The organism is Micromonospora sp. CNZ285 (assembly GCF_004637285.1).
The window spans coordinates 4865217-4886932 of the sequence record NZ_SPQD01000001.1; the positions used below are offsets into that span (position 1 = coordinate 4865217).

The window sequence follows — 21716 nt, forward strand, 5'->3', positions numbered from 1 at the left end:
CTGCGTGCTGTGGACACGGCGGCGCGCACGGGAGAGACGGCACAGACCCTGGACCGGGGCCTGCGGCTGCTGCACCTGGTCGCGGACGCGCCGGGCGGGCTCACCGTCACCGAGGCGGCGCACCGGCTGGGCATCGGCCGGGCGGCCGTCTACCGGCTGGTCGGCGCGCTGACCGGCCACGGGATGCTCCGGCGCGACGGCGAGGGCCGCCTGCGCATCGGCGTGGGCGTGTTGCACCTGGCCCGCCGCGCCCAGCCGCTGCTGGCCGAGGGCGCGCTGCCGGCGCTGCGCCGGCTCGCCGAGGGCACCGGGGCGACCGCCCACCTGACGGTGGTCGAGGGCGGCGAGGGGGTGGCGCTCGCGGTGGTCGAGCCGAGCTGGACGTCGTTCCACGTGGCGTACCGGACCGGCACCCGGCACCCGCTGGAGCGGGGAGCAGCCGGCCGGGCGGTGCTGGCCGGGCGGGCCGGCGATCCGGGGCCGGTGAGCACCAGCGGCGAGCTTCAGTCGGGCGCGTACGGGGTGGCCGCGCCGGTGCTCGGTGTGCCGGGTCTGGAGGGCAGCGTCGGGGTGGTGTCGCTGACCCCGCTCGATGTGGCGGACGTCGGCGCCCAGGTCACCGCCGCCGCCGAGGCGGTGGCCGCCGCGCTCGCCTGACCCGCCCTCGTCCGCGTGTCCTCGCCGGCCCTCACGCCAGCTCGGCGAAGTCGCTGCATCAAGGCTGCCCGGATGCCGCCACCTCCCCGAGGTGGAGTCGATCATGCGCAGGGCTGAGGGCCATAGCACACGGACAGGGGCGGTCGGGGGTTGTCCACAGGGCGCGGCGGGCGGCACGGCTGCGGCTGTCCACAGGGGTACCGATCTCGACCCGTGCGCCGCCACGCTCGTCACATGCCACCTCATCCTCATCGACCACCGGAGTTGGCCTGGCAGGTCTTCCGGGGCTCGGAAGCGATCCGGCGCGGGCTGCTGTCCCGGCACCATCTGCGCGGCGCGTCCTGGATCCGGCTCCGGCAGGACGTCTACGCCGACGCGCGGCTCGACCGCGACCACGCGCTGGCCTGCCGCGCGGCGCTGCTACGCATGCCACCCGGTGCGGCGATCGCCGGCCCTTCGGCGGCCTACCTGCACGGGGTCGAGCACGCCGCCGACTTCACCGACGACGTGCACGTCCTGCTGCCGGCCACGGTCCGGGCCGACTCCCAGCCGGGTGTCCGGGTGCACCACGCCCCGATGTCGAGCACCCGCAGCGGCCTCCTGGTCCCCGTCGGCGCCGCCGCCGCAGTCACGCGAACGAGCCCACCCGCAGGCACGAGGTCGCCTGTCGCGGCATCGTCGGCGGCGGACCGCCCAACGGGCACACCGGGCCGGACCAGACCGCCGAATCCGGCCGACTCCCGCAGGGGGCCCGGACCGCACGGCCCAGCCACCCCGCCGGCTTCAACCGCCGCGTTGAACCCGTTCGCGGGGTCGTCGCCCGGCGCGGAAATGATCCTGGCCGGGCCGCCGCCCCGCACCGAGCCGGCCGCCTGTGCCTGGGAGACAGCGGTCTGGGCCGATCCCGTCGCGGCGGTCGGCATCATCGACGGGCTGCTGCGTACCGGTTCGGTGAACCGGTCGGCGCTGGCGAGTGAGGCGGCCCGGAACGCCTGCCGCCCCGGTGGGCGGCGAGCGGCGTGGGTGTTCGGCCTGACCGACGGGCTGGCCCAGTCCCCGCCCGAGTCCCACCTGCGAGTCCGCCTCGTCCTCGCCGGCCTGCCCCGCCCGGCGGCCCAGTATCCGGTGCGTGTGCCGACCGGCCTGATCCTGCACCCCGACCTGGCCTGGCCGGAGTTCCGGGTCGCCGTCGAGTACGACGGTCAGTGGCAGTCCGACGCGGACCGGATGCACCTCGACCGGCGGCGGCTCAACCAGTTCGTCGCGGCGGGCTGGCTGGTGTTGCACGTGACCGGCCGCCGTCTGCGTAAGGAGTTCCCCGCCCTGGTGCGGGAGATCCGGGCGGCACTGGTGGCCCGGGGGTGGCGGCCATGACGCCCGCCGGAACGCCGAGGTGGCGGCGCCCGGGAACTCCGGACACCGCCACCTCGGGGAAACTGTCGTTACGGTCGAACGTTGGGCTTGACCGGGGTCTTCACCGCGGCGTAGGCGTCGACGATGCCGTAGCCGTAGAAGCCGTTGAAGTTCAGCGAGCCCGCGCAGTACGCGTCGAACTCGGCGTCCCGGCCCTCGTTGGTGTAGCTCTGCAGCCGCGGCTCCGGGCAGGCGTGCTCGGCCGCCGTCCGGTAGAGGTGCTGTTCGACCAGGTTCGGCGCCATGCCGTAGCCGTTGCGGCCCTCCTTCTTGCCGTGCTTGCTGACGATCAGCGCCGCCACGCCCGAGACGTGCGGGGACGCCATCGAGGTGCCCTGGAGGTAGGTGTAGTAGCCACACTCACCCTCGGCGGTGCACTGCTTGAACACCGAGTTCTCGAAGCCGGCGACAATGTTGCCGTCTTCGTCGACCGACCCCTCCTCCTGGAGCACCTTCTTCGGGTACGTGGAGAGGATCATGTTGGCGTCGGTGCGGTACGTGTCGGTGCCGAAGCCGTCGCGGAACCAGCCACCCGGCGCCGCCACCGAGATCTGCTCGGTGCCGTAGTTCGAGTAGTCCGACTTCTTGCCGGACGGGCCGACCGCCGACACGCCGATCACGTGCGGGCCCTCGACCGGGAGGTCCCAGCAGGTCGCGTTGTCGATCGGGCGCGGGTACGGGTCGGCGCCGTAGTCCGGGCTGCTCACGTCGGTGCGCGGCGCGCCCAGGTCCTCGTGGTTGTTGCCGAGCGAGCCGACGAGCGTGACGCCCTTGTGGTGCGCGAAGTTGAGCGCCCGCTTCATGGCCTCGATGACGGTGCGCTGCTCGGCCTGCGCCTCCGGCGAGTCGGCCGGGTTGGCGGTGCAGTTGTAGAGCCACGGGTCGACGTAGAAGGACATGTTCACCACGTCCAGCCCGGAGCGGCCCGCGTGCACCAGGGCGTTCACCACCGGGTTGAGGAAGAAGTAGCCGCTGTCCTGGCCACCCTTCAGCTCGACCAGGGAGACGTTCGGGGCCACGCCGGACAGGCCGAAGCCGTTCGCGGCGGCGCCGATGGTGCCTGCGACGTGCGTGCCGTGCCCGCCGTCGTCGGTGCCGACCGGGTCGAGGCAGCTCGCCACCTCGCACGGGCCGTCGACCTCGGGGATGTCCGGGGCGAAGTTGCGCGACAGCGCCCAGTTGAAGTTGGGCGCCAGGTCGGGCTGGCTGGCGTCGACGCCGGTGTCCAGGATGCCGACGGTGACCCGGCGGTCGCCCGGCTCGATCTTGCGAGCCTTGTCGGCCCGGATCATGTCCAGACCCCAGAGCTTGTCGTCGAGCGGGTCCATCTTCTTGCCGTTGCCCTTGGCGGCCTTACCCTTGGTCGCCGCGGCGGCCAGCAGGTGCTCCTGCTCGACCCGGTCCAGCTTCGGCTTGCGGCCGATCGCCTTCTCCTCGGCCGCGCCGACCAGCGCGCCGGCCGCGGTGGCCCGGCTGGCGAAGTCCGCCCGGTCGCTTCTGACCTGGAAGAGGCCGACGTCGTCGGTGCGGGCGACGACCTTGCCGCCGGCGGCGGTGATCGCGGCGACCGCGGCGTCGCTGGAGACGCCGCTCTCGGCCAGCACGGTGAAGGTCCGGAACTCCGACGGCGCGGCGTTCGCCGGGATGCTCAGGCCGGTCACCGTGAGTGCCAGCGAGGCCGCAGCCGCGACCGCGCCGACGGTGAAGCGCTTGCTCACCACATCAGATCCTCTCGTTGAGGGACGTGGTGTCATCCCACATCACGGGAGCAGGTTCCGCCAGATCGACGTCCGTTATCGGCGGCAACTAGGCATTCGCGTTCGTCACGGTGGTGAGCACCGTGGACAGTCCGGTGAGCGTGGACACCTCGGCGTCCGGTTCGAGGCCGCGCGGGCGGGGCAGCCCGGCCCGGTTGAGCCAGACCGCGCGCAGCCCGGCCCGCTGGGCGGCGGTCACGTCGTGCTCCGGCGAGTCGCCCACGTGGACGATGCGCGCGGCGGGCAGCCCGGACGCCGCCACCACCGCCGCGAAGAACTCCGGCGCCGGTTTCTTGGGCAGGCCGCCCTCGTGCGCGTACACCTCGAAGGCGAACTGCCCAGCGAGGCCGCAGCGTTCGGCGCGGCTGTTGCCGTTCGTGGCGAAGCCCAGCACGTGGTGCGGGCGCAGCGCCGCCAGCGCGGGCAGCACGTCGGGGAAGGGGCGGCTCAGCGCGTACCGGCGGGCGAAGAACAACGCCGCGAACTCGTCCAGGTCCGCCTCCAACCCGGCCCGGGCCAGTGAACGGACCAGCGCGGCCCGCCGGATCTCCTGCACCGGGGCGGCGCTGAGCGCGCCGAAGACCGCACCCCAGTCCCCCTCCAGGTCCGCAAGCGCCACGGCAGCCGCCGCCGGGGTCCGCCGCCGCATCTCGTCGAGTACGGCGACGAGTGCGCCGGTGACCGCCGGGCGCAGGTCGACGAGTGTCTCGTCGGCGTCGAAGACGACGGCGCCGCGCGGCCCGCTCATCGGTCGCCGGTCAGCACCGGCTCGGCCGGCGCCGTCTCCGGCACCGATGGTGTGCCGCGCAGTTCGTCCGCCCGGACCAGCGCGACGCCGCCGAGGATGAGCACGCCGCCGGCCAGCTGGATCAGGCTGGGCAGTTCGTCGAGGACCAGCCAGGCGATCAGCACCGCGAACATCACCTCGGTCAGCCCCACGAAGGAGGACAGCCGCGCCCCGAGCAGCCGGGTGCCCGCGACACCGGCCAGGTACGCGACCACGGCGGCGATCAGTGACAGCCCGGCGATCGGCACCAGCCAGCTCACCCGGTGCCCGCCGAAGGTGACGTCGGCGGTGCCGGCCGCGAGCGGCAGCGCTCCGAGGCCGCCGAGCAGGAGCAGCGCCACCGCGCCGACGGCCATGCCACCGCTGGCCATCACCACCGAGGGCAGCCCCGCGTCGATCCGGCCGGCGATGACGAAGTATCCGGCCAGCCCCACGCCCGCGCCGAGACCCCAGAGCACGCCCACCGGGTCGAGTCGTCCGGCGCCGGTGAGGTCGAGGACGAGCACCAGCCCGCACAGGGCGATGACCGAGCCGGCCACCGTGAGCAGCCGGGGGCGCTGCCCGTGGACCAGCCACATCCATCCGACCACGAGCACGATGCCGAGGTATTCCAGCAGGAGTGCCACGCCGACCGGGAGGTAGCGGACCGCGTTGAAGAAGCAGGCCTGCGCCGTGGCCACGCCGAGCAGCCCGAACAGCACCACGCTTCCCGCGTTGCGGCGCAGCACTGTCCACCTGCCGCGCAGCGCCAGCACGGCGGGGACGGCGAGCACCAGCGCGGCGATGCCGACCCGGGCGATCACCACGGCGACCGCCGACCACTCGCCGGTGATCAGCGGGCGGGCGAAGGTGCCCGAGGTCGCGAACGTGATCGCGGAGAGCAGTGCCAGGCCGAGCCCGACGCCGGACCGTTCACGCATCGGCATCTCCTGGTCATGAGTCAAGGGAGGTTATGCTGATGACGCTAGGCGTAGCCTCCGACAGGAGTCAAGTTGCTTTTCGCCCATGACACCGAATGCGCGCTGGTCAGCGTCGCCGCACTGGTGAACACCGCCGGCGACGACCGCGAGGGGCTGCCCGACGTGGCCGCCCTGGACGCCTTCTTCACCGCCCACGGGTGGAGCGGCCGGCACGAGCACACCGACGCCGAACTGCGCCAGGTCCGCGCGCTGCGGCCCCGGCTGCGCCGCATCTGGTACGGCGACACCGACGAGGTGGTGGCGATCGTGAACGCGCTGCTGCGCGAGTCGCACGCGCTGCCGCAACTCGTCCGGCACGACGACGAGCCGTACCACCTGCACGCCGTGCCGCGGGACGCGCCGCTGGCGACCCGGATGGCGGTCGAGGCCGCGATGGCGATGGCCGACCTGGTCCGGATGGGCGAGCTGAGCCGGCTGCGGCACTGCGACCACCCGGACTGCGACAACGTGCTCGTCGACCTGTCCCGGAACCGGTCCCGCCGGTTCTGCGACGCCGGCTGCGGCAACCGCGCCGCGGTGAGCGCCTACCGGGCCCGCAGGGCCGCCGCGTCCCACTCCTGACGCGTCGCGGGCCAGGCGTCGCGGCGCAGCTCGTACTCCACCTCGCCGTGCTCCGTACCCGGGATCGGGTCGTCGAAGGCCAGGTGGAACGTGCGGACGTAGCGCAACCCGGCGCGGGCCATGACCGCGCGGGAGCGGTCGTTTACCGCCATCGTCTGGGCCCACACCCGGCGGACGCCGACCGTGTCGAACGCGTGCCGCACCAGCGCCCGCGCGCCCTCGGTCGCCAGCCCGTGCCCCCACGTGGCGCGGCGCAGCCGGTAGCCCAGCTCCGCCTCGGCGCCGTCGTCGGACGGGTCGAGCGAGTGCCAGCCGAGGAACTCGCCGGTGAACCGGTCGAGCGTCGCCCAGCGGCCGAGCCCGGGGTGCCGGGCGTACTGCGCGAGCACCCGGGGCAGCACCTCGTCCCGGTACGTCGCGGCCGGGGTCGGCGCGCCGCCGGTCAGGAAGCGCATGACCTCCGGGTCGGCGTCCAGCGCCACCAGCCGGTCCACGTCGTCCATCGTGAACCGGCGCAGCGTCAGCCGCGCGGTCTCCAGCAACACCCCGCCGTCGTCACGCACCGTCGGATCATGCCGCGCCCCCTGTGACGGGTCGAGGCATTTACCGGCGCCGGCTCAGGGGTGGGTCATCCGGAGCAGGTCCAGCGCCTCGTCCAGCTGGGTCTCGGTGAGCGTGCCCGAGTCGACGTGCCCCCGGGCGATCACCACCTCACGGATGGACACCTGCTTGGCCAGCGCCTCCTTGGCGATCGAGGCGGCCTCGTCGTACCCGAGGTGGCGGTTGAGCGGGGTGACGATCGACGGTGAGCCCTCCGCGTACGCCAGGCAGACCTCGGCGTCCGCGACCAGGCCGGCCACCAGACGCTCGGCGAACAGCCGGCTGGACGCGGCGATCAGCTTGATCGACTCCAGCAGGTTGCGGCCCATCACCGGGAGCATCACGTTCAGCTCGAAGTCGCCCTGCGAACCGGCGAAGGCCACCGCGGCGTCGTTGCCGATCACCTGGGCGCAGACCTGCCGCATCGCCTCGGCCACCACCGGGTTCACCTTGCCCGGCATGATCGACGACCCCGGCTGGAGGTCGGGGATGCGCAGCTCACGCAGCCCGGCACGGGGGCCGGAGCCCATCCAGCGCACGTCGTTGGCGATCTTGTAGAGGCCGACCGCGATGGTACGGAGCTGACCGGACGTCTCCACCAGCGCGTCCCGGGCGCCCTGCGCCTCGAAGTGGTTGCGCGCCTCGGTCAGCGGCAGCCCGGTCGACTCCCGCAGCTTGCCGATCACCCGGTCGGCGAAGCCCAGCGGCGTGTTGATGCCGGTGCCGACGGCGGTGCCGCCCAGCGGCAGCTCGGCCAGCCGGGGCAACGCCGACTCCAGCCGCTCGACGCCGTAGCGGACCTGCGCCGCGTAGCCGCCGAACTCCTGGCCGAGCGTGACCGGCGTGGCGTCCATGAGGTGGGTACGCCCGGCCTTGACCACCGTCTCGAACTCGGCCGCCTTCTCCTCCAGCGCGCCCGCGAGCTGCTTCAGCGAGGGGATCAGATCCTCCACCACGAACTGGGTGGCGGCCAGGTGGATCGAGGTGGGGAAGACGTCGTTGCTGGACTGCGACGCGTTGACGTGGTCGTTCGGGTGCACGTCACGGCCCAGCTCGCGGCTCGCCAGGGTGGCGATCACCTCGTTGGTGTTCATGTTGGACGAGGTGCCGGAACCGGTCTGGAACACGTCCACCGGGAACTGGTCGTCGTAGCCGCCCTCGGCCACGTGCGCGGCTGCGGTGGCGATCGCCTGCGCCACGTCCGCGTCGATCACCCCCAGCTCACCGTTCACCAGGGCCGCCGCCCCCTTGATCTGCGCCAGGGCCTTGATCTGGGCCGGTTCCAGCCCGCGCCCCGAGATCGGGAAGTTCTGCACCGCGCGCTGGGTCTGCGCCCGCCACAGCGCCTCGGCGGGCACCTCCACCTCGCCCATCGAGTCGCGTTCGATCCGGTAGCCGGTCGCCTCTGGAGTCGTCACGCGTTCCATCCTGCCGCGCCGCCGGTCGGTGTGCAGGGAAAGTGGCGCGGCCCTCAGCCCAGTTCGGCGAGCAGTCTCTCGGTCTCCCGCTGGTCCGGCGACTCGACCTGACGGAACAGCGCCAGCGCCCGCCCGGCGTACCGGCGGGCCTGGTCGGAGTCGGCGTGGCGCAGGCAGCGGGCGAGGCCGTCCAGGGCCCGGGCCTGCTCGTAGCGCAGGCTCAGACGCGTGGCGTCGTCCAGCACCCGGCGGTACAGGTCGACAGCGGCGTCGACATCGCCCAGATCGTGCAGGGCTCGGGCGAGGAGGTTCCGGGAGGCGCACTGCCCGATGCGGTCCCCCGCGTCGGTCATCGCGATCAGGGCGGCCCGGTGCTGGGCGGCGGCCTCGGCCGGGCGGCCCGCCTCACGCTCCATCATGCCGATCTCGTTGAGGATCTCCCCCTCACCGAACCGGTTCGCGGTGCTCCGCTTCAGGCGCAGCGCCGCCCGGAGCAGCCGGCGGGCCGGCCCGGTCTGGCCCAGGCGGTGCCGGATCATGCCGAGGTGGCCGAGCGCGTTCGAGGTGTGCCGCGGGTCCCCCGCCACCCGCGCCAGGAGGACGTGCCGGCGAGCCGCTTCGAGGGCCAGGTCGTACCGGCCCCGGAACAGCTCGGCGATCGACAACATGTTGAACAGGCTGGAGATGGTCGCCGCGTCGTCCGGGTAGCGGCTGATCCGCAGCGCCTCGTCGACGTACCTGACGCAGCGTTCCGCGTCGTCGGTCCCGAAACACACGGCGGCGAGGTTGCACAGCGCCTGGACCTGCTCCCGGCGCAGACCGAGCCGGCGGTACCTGTCGACGCCCGCCTCCAGGAACCGGATCGCCTCCGGAAAGTCCCCGAGCCGGAACTTCGCCGAGGCGAGGTAGTTCATGGTGATCGCCACGGCCTCCTCGTCCCCCGACCCGACGGCGGTCCGCAGCGCCACTTCGTGCGTCTCGACCAGCTCGTCGAGGTGACCACCGACGAAGTTGGACCACCAGCACGCCCGGGTCAGCTGCCAGCAGTACGCCGAGAGGCCCTCCGACTCGGCCAGGTGCACCAGTCCGACGAGGGCCGCCCGGTTCTCGTCGAACCAGGACTGACCCGGCCGGTCCGGGACCGGCAGCAGGTCGGGACGCCTCGGCGGCGGGAAGGCGACCTGGCTCAGCGCGCTCAGCTTCGTCTCGGCGTCGAGCGCCAGGCCGAGCGCCACCTGAAGGTGATGGTCGAGCAGGTGCGCCGCCGCGGCCCGTCGCTCGTCCGGCCCTTCGGTCTCGGCCAGCAGCCGGCGGGCGTACTCCCGGAGCAGGTCGTGGAGGCGGTAGCGGCCCGGTGCCGTCTCCTCGGCCAGGTGCACGTCCACCAGCTCGTCCAGCAGGTCCTGCGCCTCCGGCAGAGGCACGTCGGCGAGCGCCGCCGCCACCCGGTTGTCGAACCGTACGCCGGGGTGGAGTCCGAGCAGCCGGAACAGCCGCCGGGCCGGCGCCGAGACCTGCGCGTACGAGAGCGTGAAGGCGTCCCCGACGGACCGCTCGCCGACCGCCAGCTCGGCCAGCGAGTCCTGCGCCTCGGCCAGCCGCCGCGCCAGGTCGGCGACCCGCCAGTGCGGACGGTGCGCGAGCCGGGAACCGGCCAGCCGGATGGCGAGCGGCAGATGACCGCACCGCCGGACCACCTCGGCGGCGGCGGCCGGCTCGGCGTCGACCCGGTCGGCGCCGACGATCCGGCCGAGCAGTTCCACGGCCTCGTCCGGGTCCAGGACGGGCAGCGAGTGAGGACGACCCTCGTCCAGTCCGGCCAGCCGCCGCCGGCTGGTCACCAGCACGAGATTGTCCGGACCGCTGGGCAGCAGCGCCGCGGCCTGGGCGGCGCTCGCCGCGTTGTCGAGCACCACCACGGCCCGCCGGTCGGCCAGTTCGGAGCGCCACATCGCCAGGCGGTCCTCCGCGTCGACCGGCACCCGTTCGGCCGGCACGCCGAGCTGCCGCAGCAGGGTGGCCGCGGCCGCCGCGGGGGCCAGTGGGCTGCGCTCGCTGTACCCGTGCAGGTCGATGAAGAGTTCCGCGTCGGGGAACCGCTCGCGCAACCCGGTAGCGACCTGGACGGCGAGAGTCGTCTTGCCGCTGCCGGCCATCCCGTCGATCAGATACAGCCGCGTGCCCTCCTCGACGATGTCCTTGACGAGCCGCGCCATCGTCTGCTGACGGCCGGTGAAGTCCCGGATGGCCCGGGGCAGCGTGCGTACCGGGGCCGCGGAGCGCGCGCCCGCCGCCTCGTCGCCGGCCAGCACGCGCTGGTGCAGCTCCTGCAACGCCGCGCCCGGCTCGATGCCCAGCTCCTCGGCGTAGATCCGCCGGCCCTCCCGGTAGACGGCGAGCGCGTCCGCCTGCCGGCCGACCGCCGAGAGAGCCAGCATCAGCTGGCCCCGCAGCCGTTCCCGCAGCGGATTGTGCTCGACCGCCTCGGTGAGCTCGTCGACGAGTTCGGTGCCCCGGCGCAGCCGCAGCTCGACGTCGACGCAGTCCTCCAGCACCGCGAGCCGCTGCTCGTCGAGCGCCTGGGCCCGCACTCGTACCACCCGGGCCGGGATGCCGGCGAGCGCCGGACCGCGCCACAGCGCGAGGGCGGCCCGGTAGTGGCGGCGGGCCTCGGCCAGCCGGCCGGCGGCGGCCTCGGCACGCGCGGTCTCCACGGCACGGGCGAACATGTCGGCGTCGAGGTCGTCCGGCTCGATCCGGATGCCGTAGCCCGCCGGGTCGGTGACGATCGTCCCGGCCGGCAGCCCGAGCACCGCGAACCGCTGCCGCAGCCGCGAGACGCAGATCTGCAGCTGCGTGCGCGCGGTGGCCGGCGGGCGCTCCTCCCAGACGGCGTCGACCAGGTCCTCCACCGGCACCACCCGGCCGGGGCGCAGCAACAGCATGGCGAGCACGGTGCGATCCCGGCCCGCGGTGACGGTGGCTTCGCCGCCGCCGACCCGCAAGGGCCCCAAGATCCCGAATCGCATCCGCGCCCCCGCCTGCCGCCATGCAACTTCCAGCAGCGTAGCCCGGCGGTCACCGAGCGGGGCGGCGAGGCGATAGCGATCCGATAGCGACGGCACACAGACTCGTCACCGGTTGTCGGTGACGACATCCGACGGGGGCGGTGCGCCTGCCCGGCCACCTGGCCGGGCAGGCGCACCGATGTCGATGCATGACGAACACGCCGAGGGGCGCCCGGACCATCCCCGGGCGCCCCTCGCGTACGTCTGACGTCAGCGCCGGCCGACGGTGAGGACCGGCTTGGTGACCTCGGCGAAGAAGTCGTTGCCCTTGTCGTCGACGACGATGAAGGCGGGGAAGTCCTCCACCTCGATCTTCCAGACCGCCTCCATGCCCAGCTCGGCGTATTCGAGCACCTCGACGTGCTTGATGCAGTCCTGCGCCAGGCGGGCGGCCGGGCCGCCGATCGAGCCGAGGTAGAACCCGCCGTGTGCCTGGCAGGAGCGGGTGACCTGGGCGGACCGGTTGCCCTTCGCGAGCATCACCATCGAGCCGCCGGCCGCCTGGAACTTCTCCACGTACGCGTCCATCCGGCCCGCGGTGGTGGGACCGAACGAGCCGGAGGCGTAGCCCTCGGGGGTCTTCGCCGGGCCGGCGTAGTAGACCGCGTGGTCGCGCAGGTACTGCGGCATCGGCTCGCCCGCGTCCAGCCGCTCGGCGATCTTCGCGTGTGCGATGTCCCGGGCCACGACCAGCGGGCCGGTCAGCGACAGCCGGGTCTTCACCGGGTACTTCGACAGTTCGGCCCGGATCTCGTCCATCGGCCGGTTCAGGTCGACGCGGACGACCTCCTCGGTCTCCAGCGTCTCGTCGGTCACGTCGGGCAGGTAACGCGCCGGGTCGGTCTCGAGTCGCTCCAGCCAGACGCCCGACGGGGTGATCTTCGCCACCGCCTGCCGGTCGGCCGAGCAGGAGACCGCGATCGCCACCGGGCAGGAGGCGCCGTGCCGGGGCAGCCGGACCACCCGTACGTCGTGGCAGAAGTAGCGCCCGCCGAACTGCGCGCCGATGCCGAAGTTGCGGGTCAGCTCCAGCACCTCGGCCTCCAGCTCCAGGTCACGGAAGCCGTGCGCGCTCATCGAACCCTCGGTGGGCAGCGCGTCGAGGTACTTCGCGGAGGCGTACTTCGCCGTCTTCAGCGCGTACTCGGCGGAGGTGCCGCCGATGACGATGGCCAGGTGGTAGGGCGGGCAGGCCGCGGTGCCGATGAGCCGCAGCTTCTCCTCCAGGAACTGCATCATCCGCGTGGGGTTCAGCAGCGCCTTCGTCTCCTGGTAGAGGTAGGACTTGTTGGCCGAGCCGCCACCCTTGGCCATGAACAGGAACTTGTACGCGTCGGCGTGGCCGTCCGGGTCCTCGGCGTACAGCTCCACCTGGGCGGGCAGGTTGCTGCCGGTGTTCCGCTCGTCCCACATGGTCAGCGGGGCGAGCTGCGAGTAGCGCAGGTTGAGCCGGGTGTACGCCTGGTAGACGCCGCGCGAGATCGCCTCCGCGTCGGTGCCGTCGGTGAGCACGTGCCGGCCGCGCTTGCCCATCACGATCGCGGTGCCGGTGTCCTGACACATCGGCAGCACACCGCCGGCCGCGATGTTGGCGTTGCGCAGCAGGTCGAGCGCGACGAAGCGGTCGTTCGGCGAGGCCGCCGGATCGTCGATGATCGCGCGGAGCTGAGCCAGGTGGGCCGGGCGCAGGAAGTGGGCGATGTCGTGCATCGCCTCGGCCGTCAGCGCGGTCAGCGCGCCCGGATCCACGGTGAGGAACCGGCGGCCTCCGGGGCCGTTGACGACGTCCACGCCCTCGTCGGTGACCAGGCGGTATTCGGTCTGGTCGGGACCGGTCGGCAGCAGGGGTGCGTACGAGAAGGCGGCGGCACTGCTCATGACCGAAAAGCCTAGGGCAGAGGCGTCGATCGGTGGCACCCGCAGGTCGGTCCTGGGACGACGCTCTCACCCGCTGTCACTTGCCGTCGGCGCAGAGTTCCCGTTTCGGTCCGCAACTTCCCTGGTCGCTCGGCGGGCGCCAACTGCCTCCCGGGTCCGGCGCCACCGGCGCGCCGTCCTGATCCGGCCCCGGCGCCTCGGACGTGCCGGCGCCCCAGCGGACGTACCCGATCTCCCGCCCCTCGCCGATGATCATGCCGTTCGGGCCGACCGCCAGCGCGTTGGCGGAGGTGCGCAGCTCGACCAGCACCCGGCCGTCCCGGGGCCCGACCGCGATCAGCCGGGACGGCTTCTCCTCGCTGATCACCGCCGCGTACGGGGTGAGCGCCGCGCCGGCCTTGCCGCCCGCCGGGCGGGTCCACCGGGTCCGGTCGGCCGACAGCTCCCGGCCCAGCAGCGAACCCTTGTCGGCGCTGCGCACCACGGCGTAGCGGTCGTCCACGGCGAGCAGCTTCTCGCCGTCCGCGCCGACCTGGAGCAGCCGGCCGTCGTACCCGTCGAGCACCGCCTCACGGCCGTCCGGCGCGACCCCGATGAGGACGTTGCGCCCGCCCTGCGGGTCCTCCCGCTGCACGCAGCCGGCGTAGTCGGCGGTGCGCAGATTGATCCCGGTACGCCGCCACACCTGCTGACCGGTGGCCGGGTCCACGGCGGTGACCGCGTAGTAGCAGCTCCCGTCGCGGGAGGTGGCCGCGATCCGCAGCAGCCGGCCGCCGACCACGGCGAGCCGCTCCTCCCGGCCGGGCTGGACGTTCTGGAGCACCCGGCCGGTGGCGGTGTCCACCACGTGCACCCGCCCGTCGACCGGGAAGCCGAGCAGCGGCGGGACGGACTCCGGCCCGGCCACCCCGCCGTCGATGCGGGTGGCGCCGAGCCGCCGGGTGCCGAGAAGTTCCGGGTTGTCGGCGAGCACGCCGCTGTGCACGCCGGGCAGGAACGCGCTCCACAGCGGAGCCGTGCCACGCGGATCCCAGGCGCGCAGCGTGCAGTCGGTGGCCTGCACGCAGTACGCGTCCAGCAGCAGGTTCCGGTAGGTCCAGACGGCGATCGCGCGATCGTCGCGGCGCCGGGTCACGCCGCTGACCGGGTCGAGCACCTCGTACCCCTTGTCGAGCAGCCGGCCCACGGCGACGACCGACTCCCGGCCGCTGCCCGCGACCGCCGACCAGTCGGCCTTGCGCTCCCACAGCTGGCCGCCGTCGGCGAGGTTGCGCGCCTCGATGCGGGTGCGCTGCTCGACGATCACGGTGTCGCCGGCGATGGTGACGCTGCGCGGCGTGCCGCCGACGCGCTGCTGCCAGACCACGTCGGGCTCGCTGATCGGCTTGCTGCGGTCGACCCAGTCCCAGAGCGCCGGGAACGGGTTCCAGACGCCTGTCGCGGCGAGTACGACCACGGTGACGAGCCCGAGCAGCAACCAGCCGCGTACCCCTAGGCCCTTCACACCGCACACGGTAGCGACGATCACCGGTCCCCCGGGCCGCGTGCGGTGCGTGTCGCGGCGCTTCTTGGGCGGTCCGGGGTGTTAAGGGCCGCCGCGGGCGGCGGAGCGGACCAGCGGCAGCGTGCGGTACGGGATCTGCTCGGCCAGCGCGATGATGGTGGACGCGCGGCGGATGCCCTCCGAGGCGACGATCTGGTCGATGACCCGCTGGAGGTCGGTGTTCGACCGGGCGACGATGCGGCAGAGCAGGTCGCTGGAGCCGGTGATGGTGTGCGCCTCCAGCACCTCGGGGATCGCGGCCAGGTGCGCGGTGACCTGGTCGTGGCCGTGCCGCTGACTGATCTCCAGGGTGACGAAGCTGGTCACCCCGAAGCCGATCGCGGCCGGGGTGATGTCCGGCCCGAACCCGGTGACCACGCCCCGGCCGACGAGCTTGTCGAGCCGGGCCTGGACCGTGCCGCGGGCCACGCCGAGGCGCCGGGAGCACTCCAGCACGCCGATCCGGGGCTCCTCCGCGAGCAGTTCGATCAAGCGCGCGTCCAGCTCGTCGAGCTGTACATCCTGACCAGTGTTCATGGTGTCCGACGGTACCGAATGCACAAGCTGACCAGGAATTACGTCAACTGTTGCCCAACTCACCGCGGTCCGTAGATCCTCGCCGGAAGAGCACATCCACGGCGGCCCACGAGGCCGGCCGGTACGCGAGGGAGGCCACCATGACCCAGGCGATCGACCGACCCCAGTCGACCGAGGAGGTCGACGTCGACGCTCTCGTCGGCGCAGTCGACCACGACATCACTCACGACCCGTTCCCGGTCAAGGGCATGGACCACGTCCACTTCCTGGTAGGGAACGCCAAGCAGGCCGCGCACTACTACTCCACCGCGTTCGGCATGACCTGCGTGGCGTACCGGGGGCCGGAGCAGGGCTACCGCGACCACGCGCAGTACGTGCTCACAAGCGGTTCGGCCCGCTTCGTGCTGACCGGCGCGGTCCGCCCGGACGCCGACGGCGCCGAGCATGTGGCGAAGCACAGCGACGGCGTCTCCGACATCGCCCTGGAGGTGCCGGACGTGGACGCCGCGTACGCGCACGCCGTGGCGCAGGGCGCGACCGGCCTGGTCGAGCCGCACGACGTCAGCGACGAGCACGGCACCGTGCGGATGGCATCCATCGCGGCGTACGGCGACACCCGGCACAGCCTGGTCGACAGGTCCCGCTACACCGGCCCGTTCCTGCCCGGCTTCGTGGCCCGTGGCCCGATCGTGGACCGGCAGCCGATGATCGACGCCGGCCTCCAGCCGAAGCGGTTCTTCCAGGCCGTCGACCACGTGGTCGGCAACGTGGAGCTGGGCCGGATGGACGAGTGGGTCGAGTTCTACAAGCGCGTCATGGGCTTCTCGAACATGGCGGAGTTCATCGGCGACGACATCGCCACCGACTACTCGGCGCTGATGAGCAAGGTCGTCGCCAACGGCACCCGCAAGGTGAAGTTCCCGCTGAACGAGCCGGCCGTGGCCCGCAAGAAGTCGCAGATCGACGAGTACCTGGAGTTCTACCAGGGCCCCGGCGCCCAGCACATCGCGGTTGCCACAAACGACATCCTCGCCAGCGTGGACGCCATGCGCGCGGCGGGCGTCGAGTTCCTGGACACCCCGGACTCGTACTACGAGGACCCGGAGCTGCGCGCCCGCATCGGCAACGTCCGGGTGCCGATCGAGGAGCTTCAGTCCCGCAAGATCCTGGTCGACCGGGACGAGGACGGCTACCTGCTCCAGATCTTCACCAAGCCGGTGCAGGACCGCCCCACCGTCTTCTTCGAGCTGATCGAGCGGCACGGCTCGCTCGGCTTCGGCAAGGGCAACTTCAAGGCCCTGTTCGAGGCGATCGAGCGCGAGCAGGAGAAGCGCGGGAACCTGTAACACTGTCCGCGTGACCCAGCCTGCTCCGAACCCGCCGCCGCCCGCCGGTCCTCCACCCGCGGGCGGCGGCTTCGCGCCGCCCGGCGGACCGGCGGTGCCCGCGCAGCACGTTCCTCCGGGGTACGCCGGCCCGCCCGGCTACCCGCCGCCCGGTTACCCCCCGCCCGGGTACGCCCCGGCGCCCCTCCCGCCCCCGGTGGCGCCGAACGGGCAGCCGCTGGCGAGCTTCGGTGACCGGCTGCTCGCCTACCTGATCGACACCGCAGTCGCCATGGCGGTGACGATGGCGCTGTTCCTGCCGGTCTTCTTCCTCGTCTTCGTCCGGATGATCGACGAGATCGAGCAGGCCGGCCCGAACGGCCCCGACCCGGCCGAGCTCTGGACGGGCGTGCTCCTGCCGCTGTTCGCCGCCGAGCTCGGGGTCCTGCTGCTGATGCTCGCCTTCTACTGGGTCTACCACGTCGAGTACGCCCGCCGGACCGGGCAGACGCTCGGCAAGAAGGTGATGAAGCTGCGGATCGTCCCGATGCAGCCGGACGCCGCGCTGACCCGGGGCATGCTCGGCAAGCGCTGGCTCGTCGAGTTCGCCGGCGGCATGTTCGTGCCGTTCCTCAACTACCTCGACGGTTTCTGGCAACTGTGGGACAAGCCCTGGCAGCAGTGCCTCCACGACAAGTTCGCCGGAACGGTCGTCGTTAAGGTTGGCCCGTGAGCGCGAGGAGTGAGCCGGTCCTGCGAGCCCCGCAGTCGGGAACTAGGACGGCATCGTGAGTTTGGAACCCGGCTGGTACGTCGACCCCGCCGACACGGAGACCCGCAGGTGGTGGGACGGCGAGGGCTGGATCGGCGCGCCGATCCCGGTCGACGTCACCCCGCCCGACGGCCCGCCGCCCCCCGAACCCGCGCCGGCCACCCCGACGCCCGCCGCCGACAAGCCGGCCTCCGGTCCGGGCGGCCGCCCCGACGCGCCCCCGACGCCCGGCGGGCCGGGCCCGTGGCCGGGCCAGCCGGGTCAGTCCGGCCAGGCCGGGCCGTGGCCCGGGCAGCCGGGACAGCCGAACCCCTGGCCGGGCCAGCCCGGACAGCCGGGTCAGCCGGGCATGCAGGGGCCGCCGCCGGGCTGGCCGTACCCGCACTGGCCCGGAGCACAGCCGATCCCGCGCCCGCACGGACTGCCGCTCGCGTCGTACGGCGCCCGGCTGGTCGCGCGCCTGATCGACTTCGGCGTGGTGTTCCTGCTCAACGCCGTGGTCAACGGCTGGTTCGTGTGGCGCTACATCGAGGCGGTCTCCCCGTACCTGCGCGAGTCGGTGCGCCGGGCGCTCAACGGCGACACGTCCACCGAAGGGCTGCCCCAGATCGACGACCAGGCCGGCGGCCTCCAGATCGCGATCCTGGTGATCGCCACCGCGCTCTGGTACGCGTACGAGGTGCCGTCGATGGCGGCACGCGGCCAGACCTTCGGCAAGCGGCTGATGGGCATTCGCGCGCTGCCGGTCGAGGCGGACCAGCCGCTCGGCTTCGGCCGGGCCACCCGGCGCTGGAGCACGCTCGGCCTACCGACGCTGCTCTGGTACTGCTGCGGCCTGGGCCTGGTGCTCCAGCTCATCGACGCGGTCTCACCCCTGTTCGACCATCCGCTGCGCCAGGCCCTGCACGACAAGCGGGCGCAGACGGTGGTGGTCCAGCTCCCCCGCAAGCGTGACACCCGTACCACCCCGCCCGAGAGCGCCGACACCCCGGGAGACACCCCATGACCGAGACCGGACGCCAGCAGCCCGCGCTGCGGCTCACCCGCGCCGACCTGGACGCGCTGCCCAACTACGTGCCCGGCCGCAGCCCGGCCGACCTGGCCCGCGAGCTGGGGCTGGCCGAGGCGATCAAGCTGGCCAGCAACGAGGTGCCGTACGGCCCGCTGCCGGGCGTGGTGGAGGCGGTCGCGGAGGCGGTGGCCGGATCGCACCGCTACCCGGACATGGGCGTGGTGGCGCTGCGTCAGGCGCTCGCCGAGCGGTACGGCGTGGACGCCGACCGGATCGCCACCGGCTGCGGTTCGGTGGCGCTGGCCGAGCACCTGGTGCGCGCCACCTGCCTGCCCGGTGACGAGCTGCTCTACTCGTGGCGCTCCTTCGAGGCGTACCCGATCATCGCGGCGACCAGCGGCGCGACGAGCGTGCGGGTGCCGAACGACGCCGGCCACGGCCACGACCTTTCCGCGATGGCGGCGGCGGTGACCGACCGGACCCGGATGGTCCTGGTCTGCAACCCGAACAACCCCACCGGTACGGCGGTGCGCCGGGCCGAGCTGGACCGCTTCCTCGACGCGATGCCCGACGACGTGCTCGTGGTGATCGACGAGGCGTACCGGGAGTTCGTCACCGACCCCGAGGTGCCGGACGGCCTGACCTACCTGGACCGGCCAAACGTGGCGGTGCTGCGCACGCTGTCCAAGGCGTGGGGCCTGGCCGGTCTGCGGATCGGCTGGCTGGTCGCGGCGCCGGAGGTGGCCGCCGCCGTGCGCAAGGTGGTCACCCCGTTCTCCACCAGCATGGCCGCCCAGGCTGGCGCGCTGGCCGCGCTGGCGCAGGCCGACGAGGTGGAGCGGCGCTGCGCGCTGGTCGTGGCCGAGCGGGACCGGGTCACCGAGGCGCTGCGCAAGTTCGTCCCGGACGTGCCGGACAGCCAGGCCAACTTCGTCTGGCTGCCGCTGGGCGAGCGCGCGGTGGAGTTCGGCCGGGCGTGCGAGGCGCGCGGCGTGATCGTCCGCCCGTTCCCCGGCGACGGTGTCCGGGTCACCATCGGCACCCCGGCCGAGAACGACGCGTTCCTGGCCGCCGCAGAGGCCGCGCTGGCCTGACCGGGCGCGCCCGGCGCCGGTCCGTCAACCCCCTACGGACCGGCGCCGGGCGTCTTCGTCCGACCGATCAGACAAGAGGACTATAGGTGCTTTTGTCCGTTTTTAAGCTTGACCCGCCGGATCAGGTCACTGCCAGCAGCACCGGTTCGGCCATCAGGAAGTAGCCCTGGTCGTCGTCCTCCGGAGCGGCCTGCTCCCGCAGCCGCTCCACAGCGACGTAGCCGTCCACCGCGTACGCCCGCCCGGGCCGCCAGCCGATCCCGTCGCGGCCCAGGTCGAGCACGAAACTCGACCGGGTCGTCCCGGTGAGCGGGTCGACGGTCACCAACTCCCGCCGGTCGGTCAGCAGGTGCACCCGCCCCGGCTCGGTCGCGAGCACCCGGGCCGGATGGATGTCCGCCCGGCGCCACAGCTCCTCGCCGGTACGCGCCGAGCGCCCGACCACCACCGGGCCGGACGTGTCCACCGCCCGCTCGCCGTCCAGCACCGTGTCCGGATGGTCCAGACCCGGCGCGGCGGCCGGCTCACCCGGGTCGGTCACCAGCCAGCCCCGGCTGGCCGCGCCGTCCGGCCCGGCGGTACGCAGCCCGCGGCAACCGGAGTGCCCGTGCGGGCAGCCCACAGGCGTGACGACGAGTTGCTCCGGCGCGTCCGGCGGCCGCCAGCGGGTCCGCACCGTACCGGTCGCTGCGTCCCGCAGCTCGACCGCGGCCGGGCCGTCGCAGCTGTCCACCCCGACCAGCTCGCCGCTCGCGGTGGTGCCCACGTCGGACCGGCAACCCCTGCCCACGTCGGCGCGCCAGAGACGGCGGCCGTCGGTGAGGTCGTAGCCGCCGAGCCCGCCCGGACCGGCCGCGAGCAGCACGCTCCGCCCGTCCGCAGTTCGCGCCACGTGCAGTCCGGCCGGATCCCAGACCGTGGCGGCGAAGGTGCGTCGCGGCTCCGGCACCGGCCCCGGATGCGGGCCGTCGGCCTGCCAGGCCACCCGTCCGGTACGCGCGTCGAGCGCCACCAGCTTCCCGTCGGACCAGCGGCTGACCACAGTGGTCCCCTCGGCGAGCACGCCGACCAGCGTCGCCGGCCAGCGGCGGAAGGACCAGAACGGGGTGACCCGGTGCCGCCCGGTGACCGGCTGGTCCGCGTACACCTGACGGGCGCCCGCGTAGACGCGGAGGCGGCCGTCCACGACGAGCGGCGCCACCGGCAGCCGCGCGAGCACCCCGGCGATCGGCGCGGGCGCCTCCGGGTACGGCTTCCGGGCCGGGGTGTCGACCTCGGCGGGTGCCAGCACCCGGACGGCCACGGCGACCGACGCCGCGACGGCGAGCACCGCCACCAGCGCCACCACGGCCCGCCGCCTCGCGGCCTTCGCCATCCGTCACCTCCGCCCCGGCACCCTACCGGCCGTGTGCGGGCGGGATGCGGGGAGCGGCCGGGTCGGCTCAGGCCGCCTCGGTGGATCGGTCGGAACCGGCGGCCAGCGCCAGGTCGGCCAGGTCACGCCGGAGCGCGCCCTCGACCGCGCGGGCGGCCAGGCCGCCGAGGATCAGGGCCAGCACCCGCCCGTACGCCCGGGTCGGCACCGCCTCCTGTTCGACCGTGACCTCGGTGCAGCCGCGCCGCCGCCGCTCGACGGTGCGCAGCGTCCAGGTGATCCGGTAGTCGGCGCCGGCGCCGCGTGACCCGAGCACCAGGCGACCGGGCGCGACCGCCTCAATCACCTCGAACTCCTCCGGTTCGGTGCCGCCGTCCGGCCGGACGCGGGTCTCCCGCCACACCGTGCCCGGTCCGAACCCGCCGGTGCCGACGACCTCGACCGCGTCCACCGCCGAGAGCCAGTCGGCGCGGGCCGGGAGGTCGGTGAGCAGCCGCCACAGGTCGGCATCCTGCGCTTCGATGAATGCGGAAACCGTCACCGTCGACATGGCACCTCCCGTGTCGTACACGGTACGGGCCGTGACCGGAAACGGGGAGCCTCCCGGTGACATTTCCACCACCGGTGCCCCCGCCGGGGCACCGGTGTGGCGCGAGGGCGGTCAGCCGCGGAGCGTGCCGCCCCGCAGCGCGGTGACGAACGCGGCCCAGCCCGGCGGGCTCACCGCGAGCGCCGGACCGTCCGGGTCCTTCGAGTCGCGTACGCCCACCACGCCGTGCGCGGCGACCACGTTCGTCGCCACCTCGACGCAGAGACCCTGATCGTTCGAGCGGCTGCTGGTGCGCCAGACGGCACCGGTCAACTCGGTCATGCTCGGTCCTTCCTGTTTCGGCTTCCGCTGGTACGCCCGGCCCGGCACCGCGGGCGGCTCCCGGAAGA

At 73.4% G+C, this 21716-nt stretch carries 19 protein-coding genes; 7 read left to right on the forward strand and 12 right to left on the reverse strand.

Features of this window, described 5'->3' with window-relative positions; translation table 11 throughout:
• Window positions 1-9: 9 nt before the first annotated feature.
• Complete coding sequence (locus CLT75_RS22190; RefSeq protein WP_135242294.1) at window positions 10-657, forward strand: helix-turn-helix domain-containing protein; 648 nt, start codon at window positions 10-12, stop codon at window positions 655-657.
• Window positions 658-891: 234 nt separating this feature from the next.
• Window positions 892-2031 carry a hypothetical protein gene (locus CLT75_RS22195; RefSeq protein ID WP_486485245.1) on the forward strand — a complete coding sequence of 380 codons (1140 nt, stop codon included), beginning with the start codon at window positions 892-894 and terminating at the stop codon, window positions 2029-2031.
• 68 nt (window positions 2032-2099) lie between these two features.
• Here the strand turns inward: CLT75_RS22195 and CLT75_RS22200 are convergent, their stop codons facing one another.
• The 3 genes from CLT75_RS22200 to CLT75_RS22210 form a co-directional block, all read right to left on the reverse strand.
• Complete coding sequence (locus tag CLT75_RS22200; RefSeq protein WP_167796941.1) at window positions 2100-3788, reverse strand: S8 family serine peptidase; 1689 nt, start codon at window positions 3786-3788, stop codon at window positions 2100-2102.
• A gap of 88 nt (window positions 3789-3876) precedes the next feature.
• On the reverse strand, window positions 3877-4575 hold the full coding sequence (locus tag CLT75_RS22205) for an HAD family hydrolase (protein ID WP_135242296.1): 699 nt from the start codon (window positions 4573-4575) through the stop codon (window positions 3877-3879).
• Window positions 4572-5534 (reverse strand): DMT family transporter, encoded by a 963-nt coding sequence (locus CLT75_RS22210; protein ID WP_135242297.1) that lies wholly within the window; start codon window positions 5532-5534, stop codon window positions 4572-4574. Before CLT75_RS22210 ends, CLT75_RS22205 begins: the two co-directional genes overlap by 4 nt.
• Window positions 5535-5606: 72 nt before the next feature.
• Between CLT75_RS22210 and CLT75_RS22215 the strand changes: the two genes are divergently transcribed.
• Window positions 5607-6155 carry a CGNR zinc finger domain-containing protein gene (locus tag CLT75_RS22215; protein ID WP_135242298.1) on the forward strand — a complete coding sequence of 183 codons (549 nt, stop codon included), beginning with the start codon at window positions 5607-5609 and terminating at the stop codon, window positions 6153-6155.
• Here the strand turns inward: CLT75_RS22215 and CLT75_RS22220 are convergent.
• From CLT75_RS22220 to CLT75_RS22245, 6 genes are all read right to left on the reverse strand, one after another.
• Window positions 6119-6718, reverse strand: coding sequence for a GNAT family N-acetyltransferase (locus CLT75_RS22220; RefSeq protein WP_135242299.1), 600 nt, complete (start codon window positions 6716-6718; stop codon window positions 6119-6121). The two genes, CLT75_RS22215 and CLT75_RS22220, sit on opposite strands and share 37 nt — an antisense overlap.
• A gap of 54 nt (window positions 6719-6772) precedes the next feature.
• Complete coding sequence (locus CLT75_RS22225; RefSeq protein WP_091330664.1) at window positions 6773-8173, reverse strand: class II fumarate hydratase; 1401 nt, start codon at window positions 8171-8173, stop codon at window positions 6773-6775.
• A 53-nt stretch (window positions 8174-8226) separates the two neighbouring features.
• Window positions 8227-11202 (reverse strand): AfsR/SARP family transcriptional regulator, encoded by a 2976-nt coding sequence (locus CLT75_RS22230; RefSeq protein ID WP_135242300.1) that lies wholly within the window; start codon window positions 11200-11202, stop codon window positions 8227-8229.
• Between the two features lie 249 nt (window positions 11203-11451).
• On the reverse strand, window positions 11452-13119 hold the full coding sequence (locus CLT75_RS22235; protein ID WP_013288918.1) for a fumarate hydratase: 1668 nt from the start codon (window positions 13117-13119) through the stop codon (window positions 11452-11454).
• A 76-nt stretch (window positions 13120-13195) separates the two neighbouring features.
• Window positions 13196-14632 (reverse strand): outer membrane protein assembly factor BamB family protein, encoded by a 1437-nt coding sequence (locus tag CLT75_RS22240; RefSeq protein WP_135242301.1) that lies wholly within the window; start codon window positions 14630-14632, stop codon window positions 13196-13198.
• A gap of 72 nt (window positions 14633-14704) precedes the next feature.
• Window positions 14705-15199: an Lrp/AsnC family transcriptional regulator gene (locus tag CLT75_RS22245; protein ID WP_091425618.1), complete on the reverse strand. Its 495-nt coding sequence runs from the start codon at window positions 15197-15199 to the stop codon at window positions 14705-14707.
• Window positions 15200-15339: 140 nt separating this feature from the next.
• Between CLT75_RS22245 and hppD the strand changes: the two genes are divergently transcribed.
• From hppD to hisC, 4 genes are read left to right on the forward strand one after another with little or no spacing between them, the layout of a single operon-like run.
• Window positions 15340-16545 carry a 4-hydroxyphenylpyruvate dioxygenase gene (gene hppD / locus CLT75_RS22250; protein WP_135242302.1) on the forward strand — a complete coding sequence of 402 codons (1206 nt, stop codon included), beginning with the start codon at window positions 15340-15342 and terminating at the stop codon, window positions 16543-16545.
• Window positions 16546-16555: 10 nt separating this feature from the next.
• Complete coding sequence (locus CLT75_RS22255; protein ID WP_135242303.1) at window positions 16556-17257, forward strand: RDD family protein; 702 nt, start codon at window positions 16556-16558, stop codon at window positions 17255-17257.
• Window positions 17258-17312: 55 nt separating this feature from the next.
• Window positions 17313-18302, forward strand: a complete 990-nt coding sequence (locus CLT75_RS22260; protein WP_135242304.1) for an RDD family protein — start codon at window positions 17313-17315, stop codon at window positions 18300-18302.
• The gene (hisC, locus tag CLT75_RS22265; RefSeq protein WP_135242305.1) at window positions 18299-19402 is read left to right on the forward strand and encodes a histidinol-phosphate transaminase; all 1104 of its coding nucleotides are present in this window, start codon (window positions 18299-18301) and stop codon (window positions 19400-19402) included. Before CLT75_RS22260 ends, hisC begins: the two co-directional genes overlap by 4 nt.
• Window positions 19403-19523: 121 nt before the next feature.
• Here the strand turns inward: hisC and CLT75_RS22270 are convergent, their stop codons facing one another.
• From CLT75_RS22270 to CLT75_RS22280, 3 genes are all read right to left on the reverse strand, one after another.
• Entirely contained in the window at window positions 19524-20777 is a 1254-nt protein-coding gene (locus CLT75_RS22270) for an outer membrane protein assembly factor BamB family protein (protein ID WP_135242306.1), read from the reverse strand.
• Between the two features lie 67 nt (window positions 20778-20844).
• Complete coding sequence (locus CLT75_RS22275; protein ID WP_135242307.1) at window positions 20845-21327, reverse strand: SRPBCC family protein; 483 nt, start codon at window positions 21325-21327, stop codon at window positions 20845-20847.
• 111 nt (window positions 21328-21438) lie between these two features.
• Entirely contained in the window at window positions 21439-21648 is a 210-nt protein-coding gene (locus CLT75_RS22280) for a DUF397 domain-containing protein (RefSeq protein WP_135242308.1), read from the reverse strand.
• Window positions 21649-21716 lie beyond the last annotated feature (68 nt).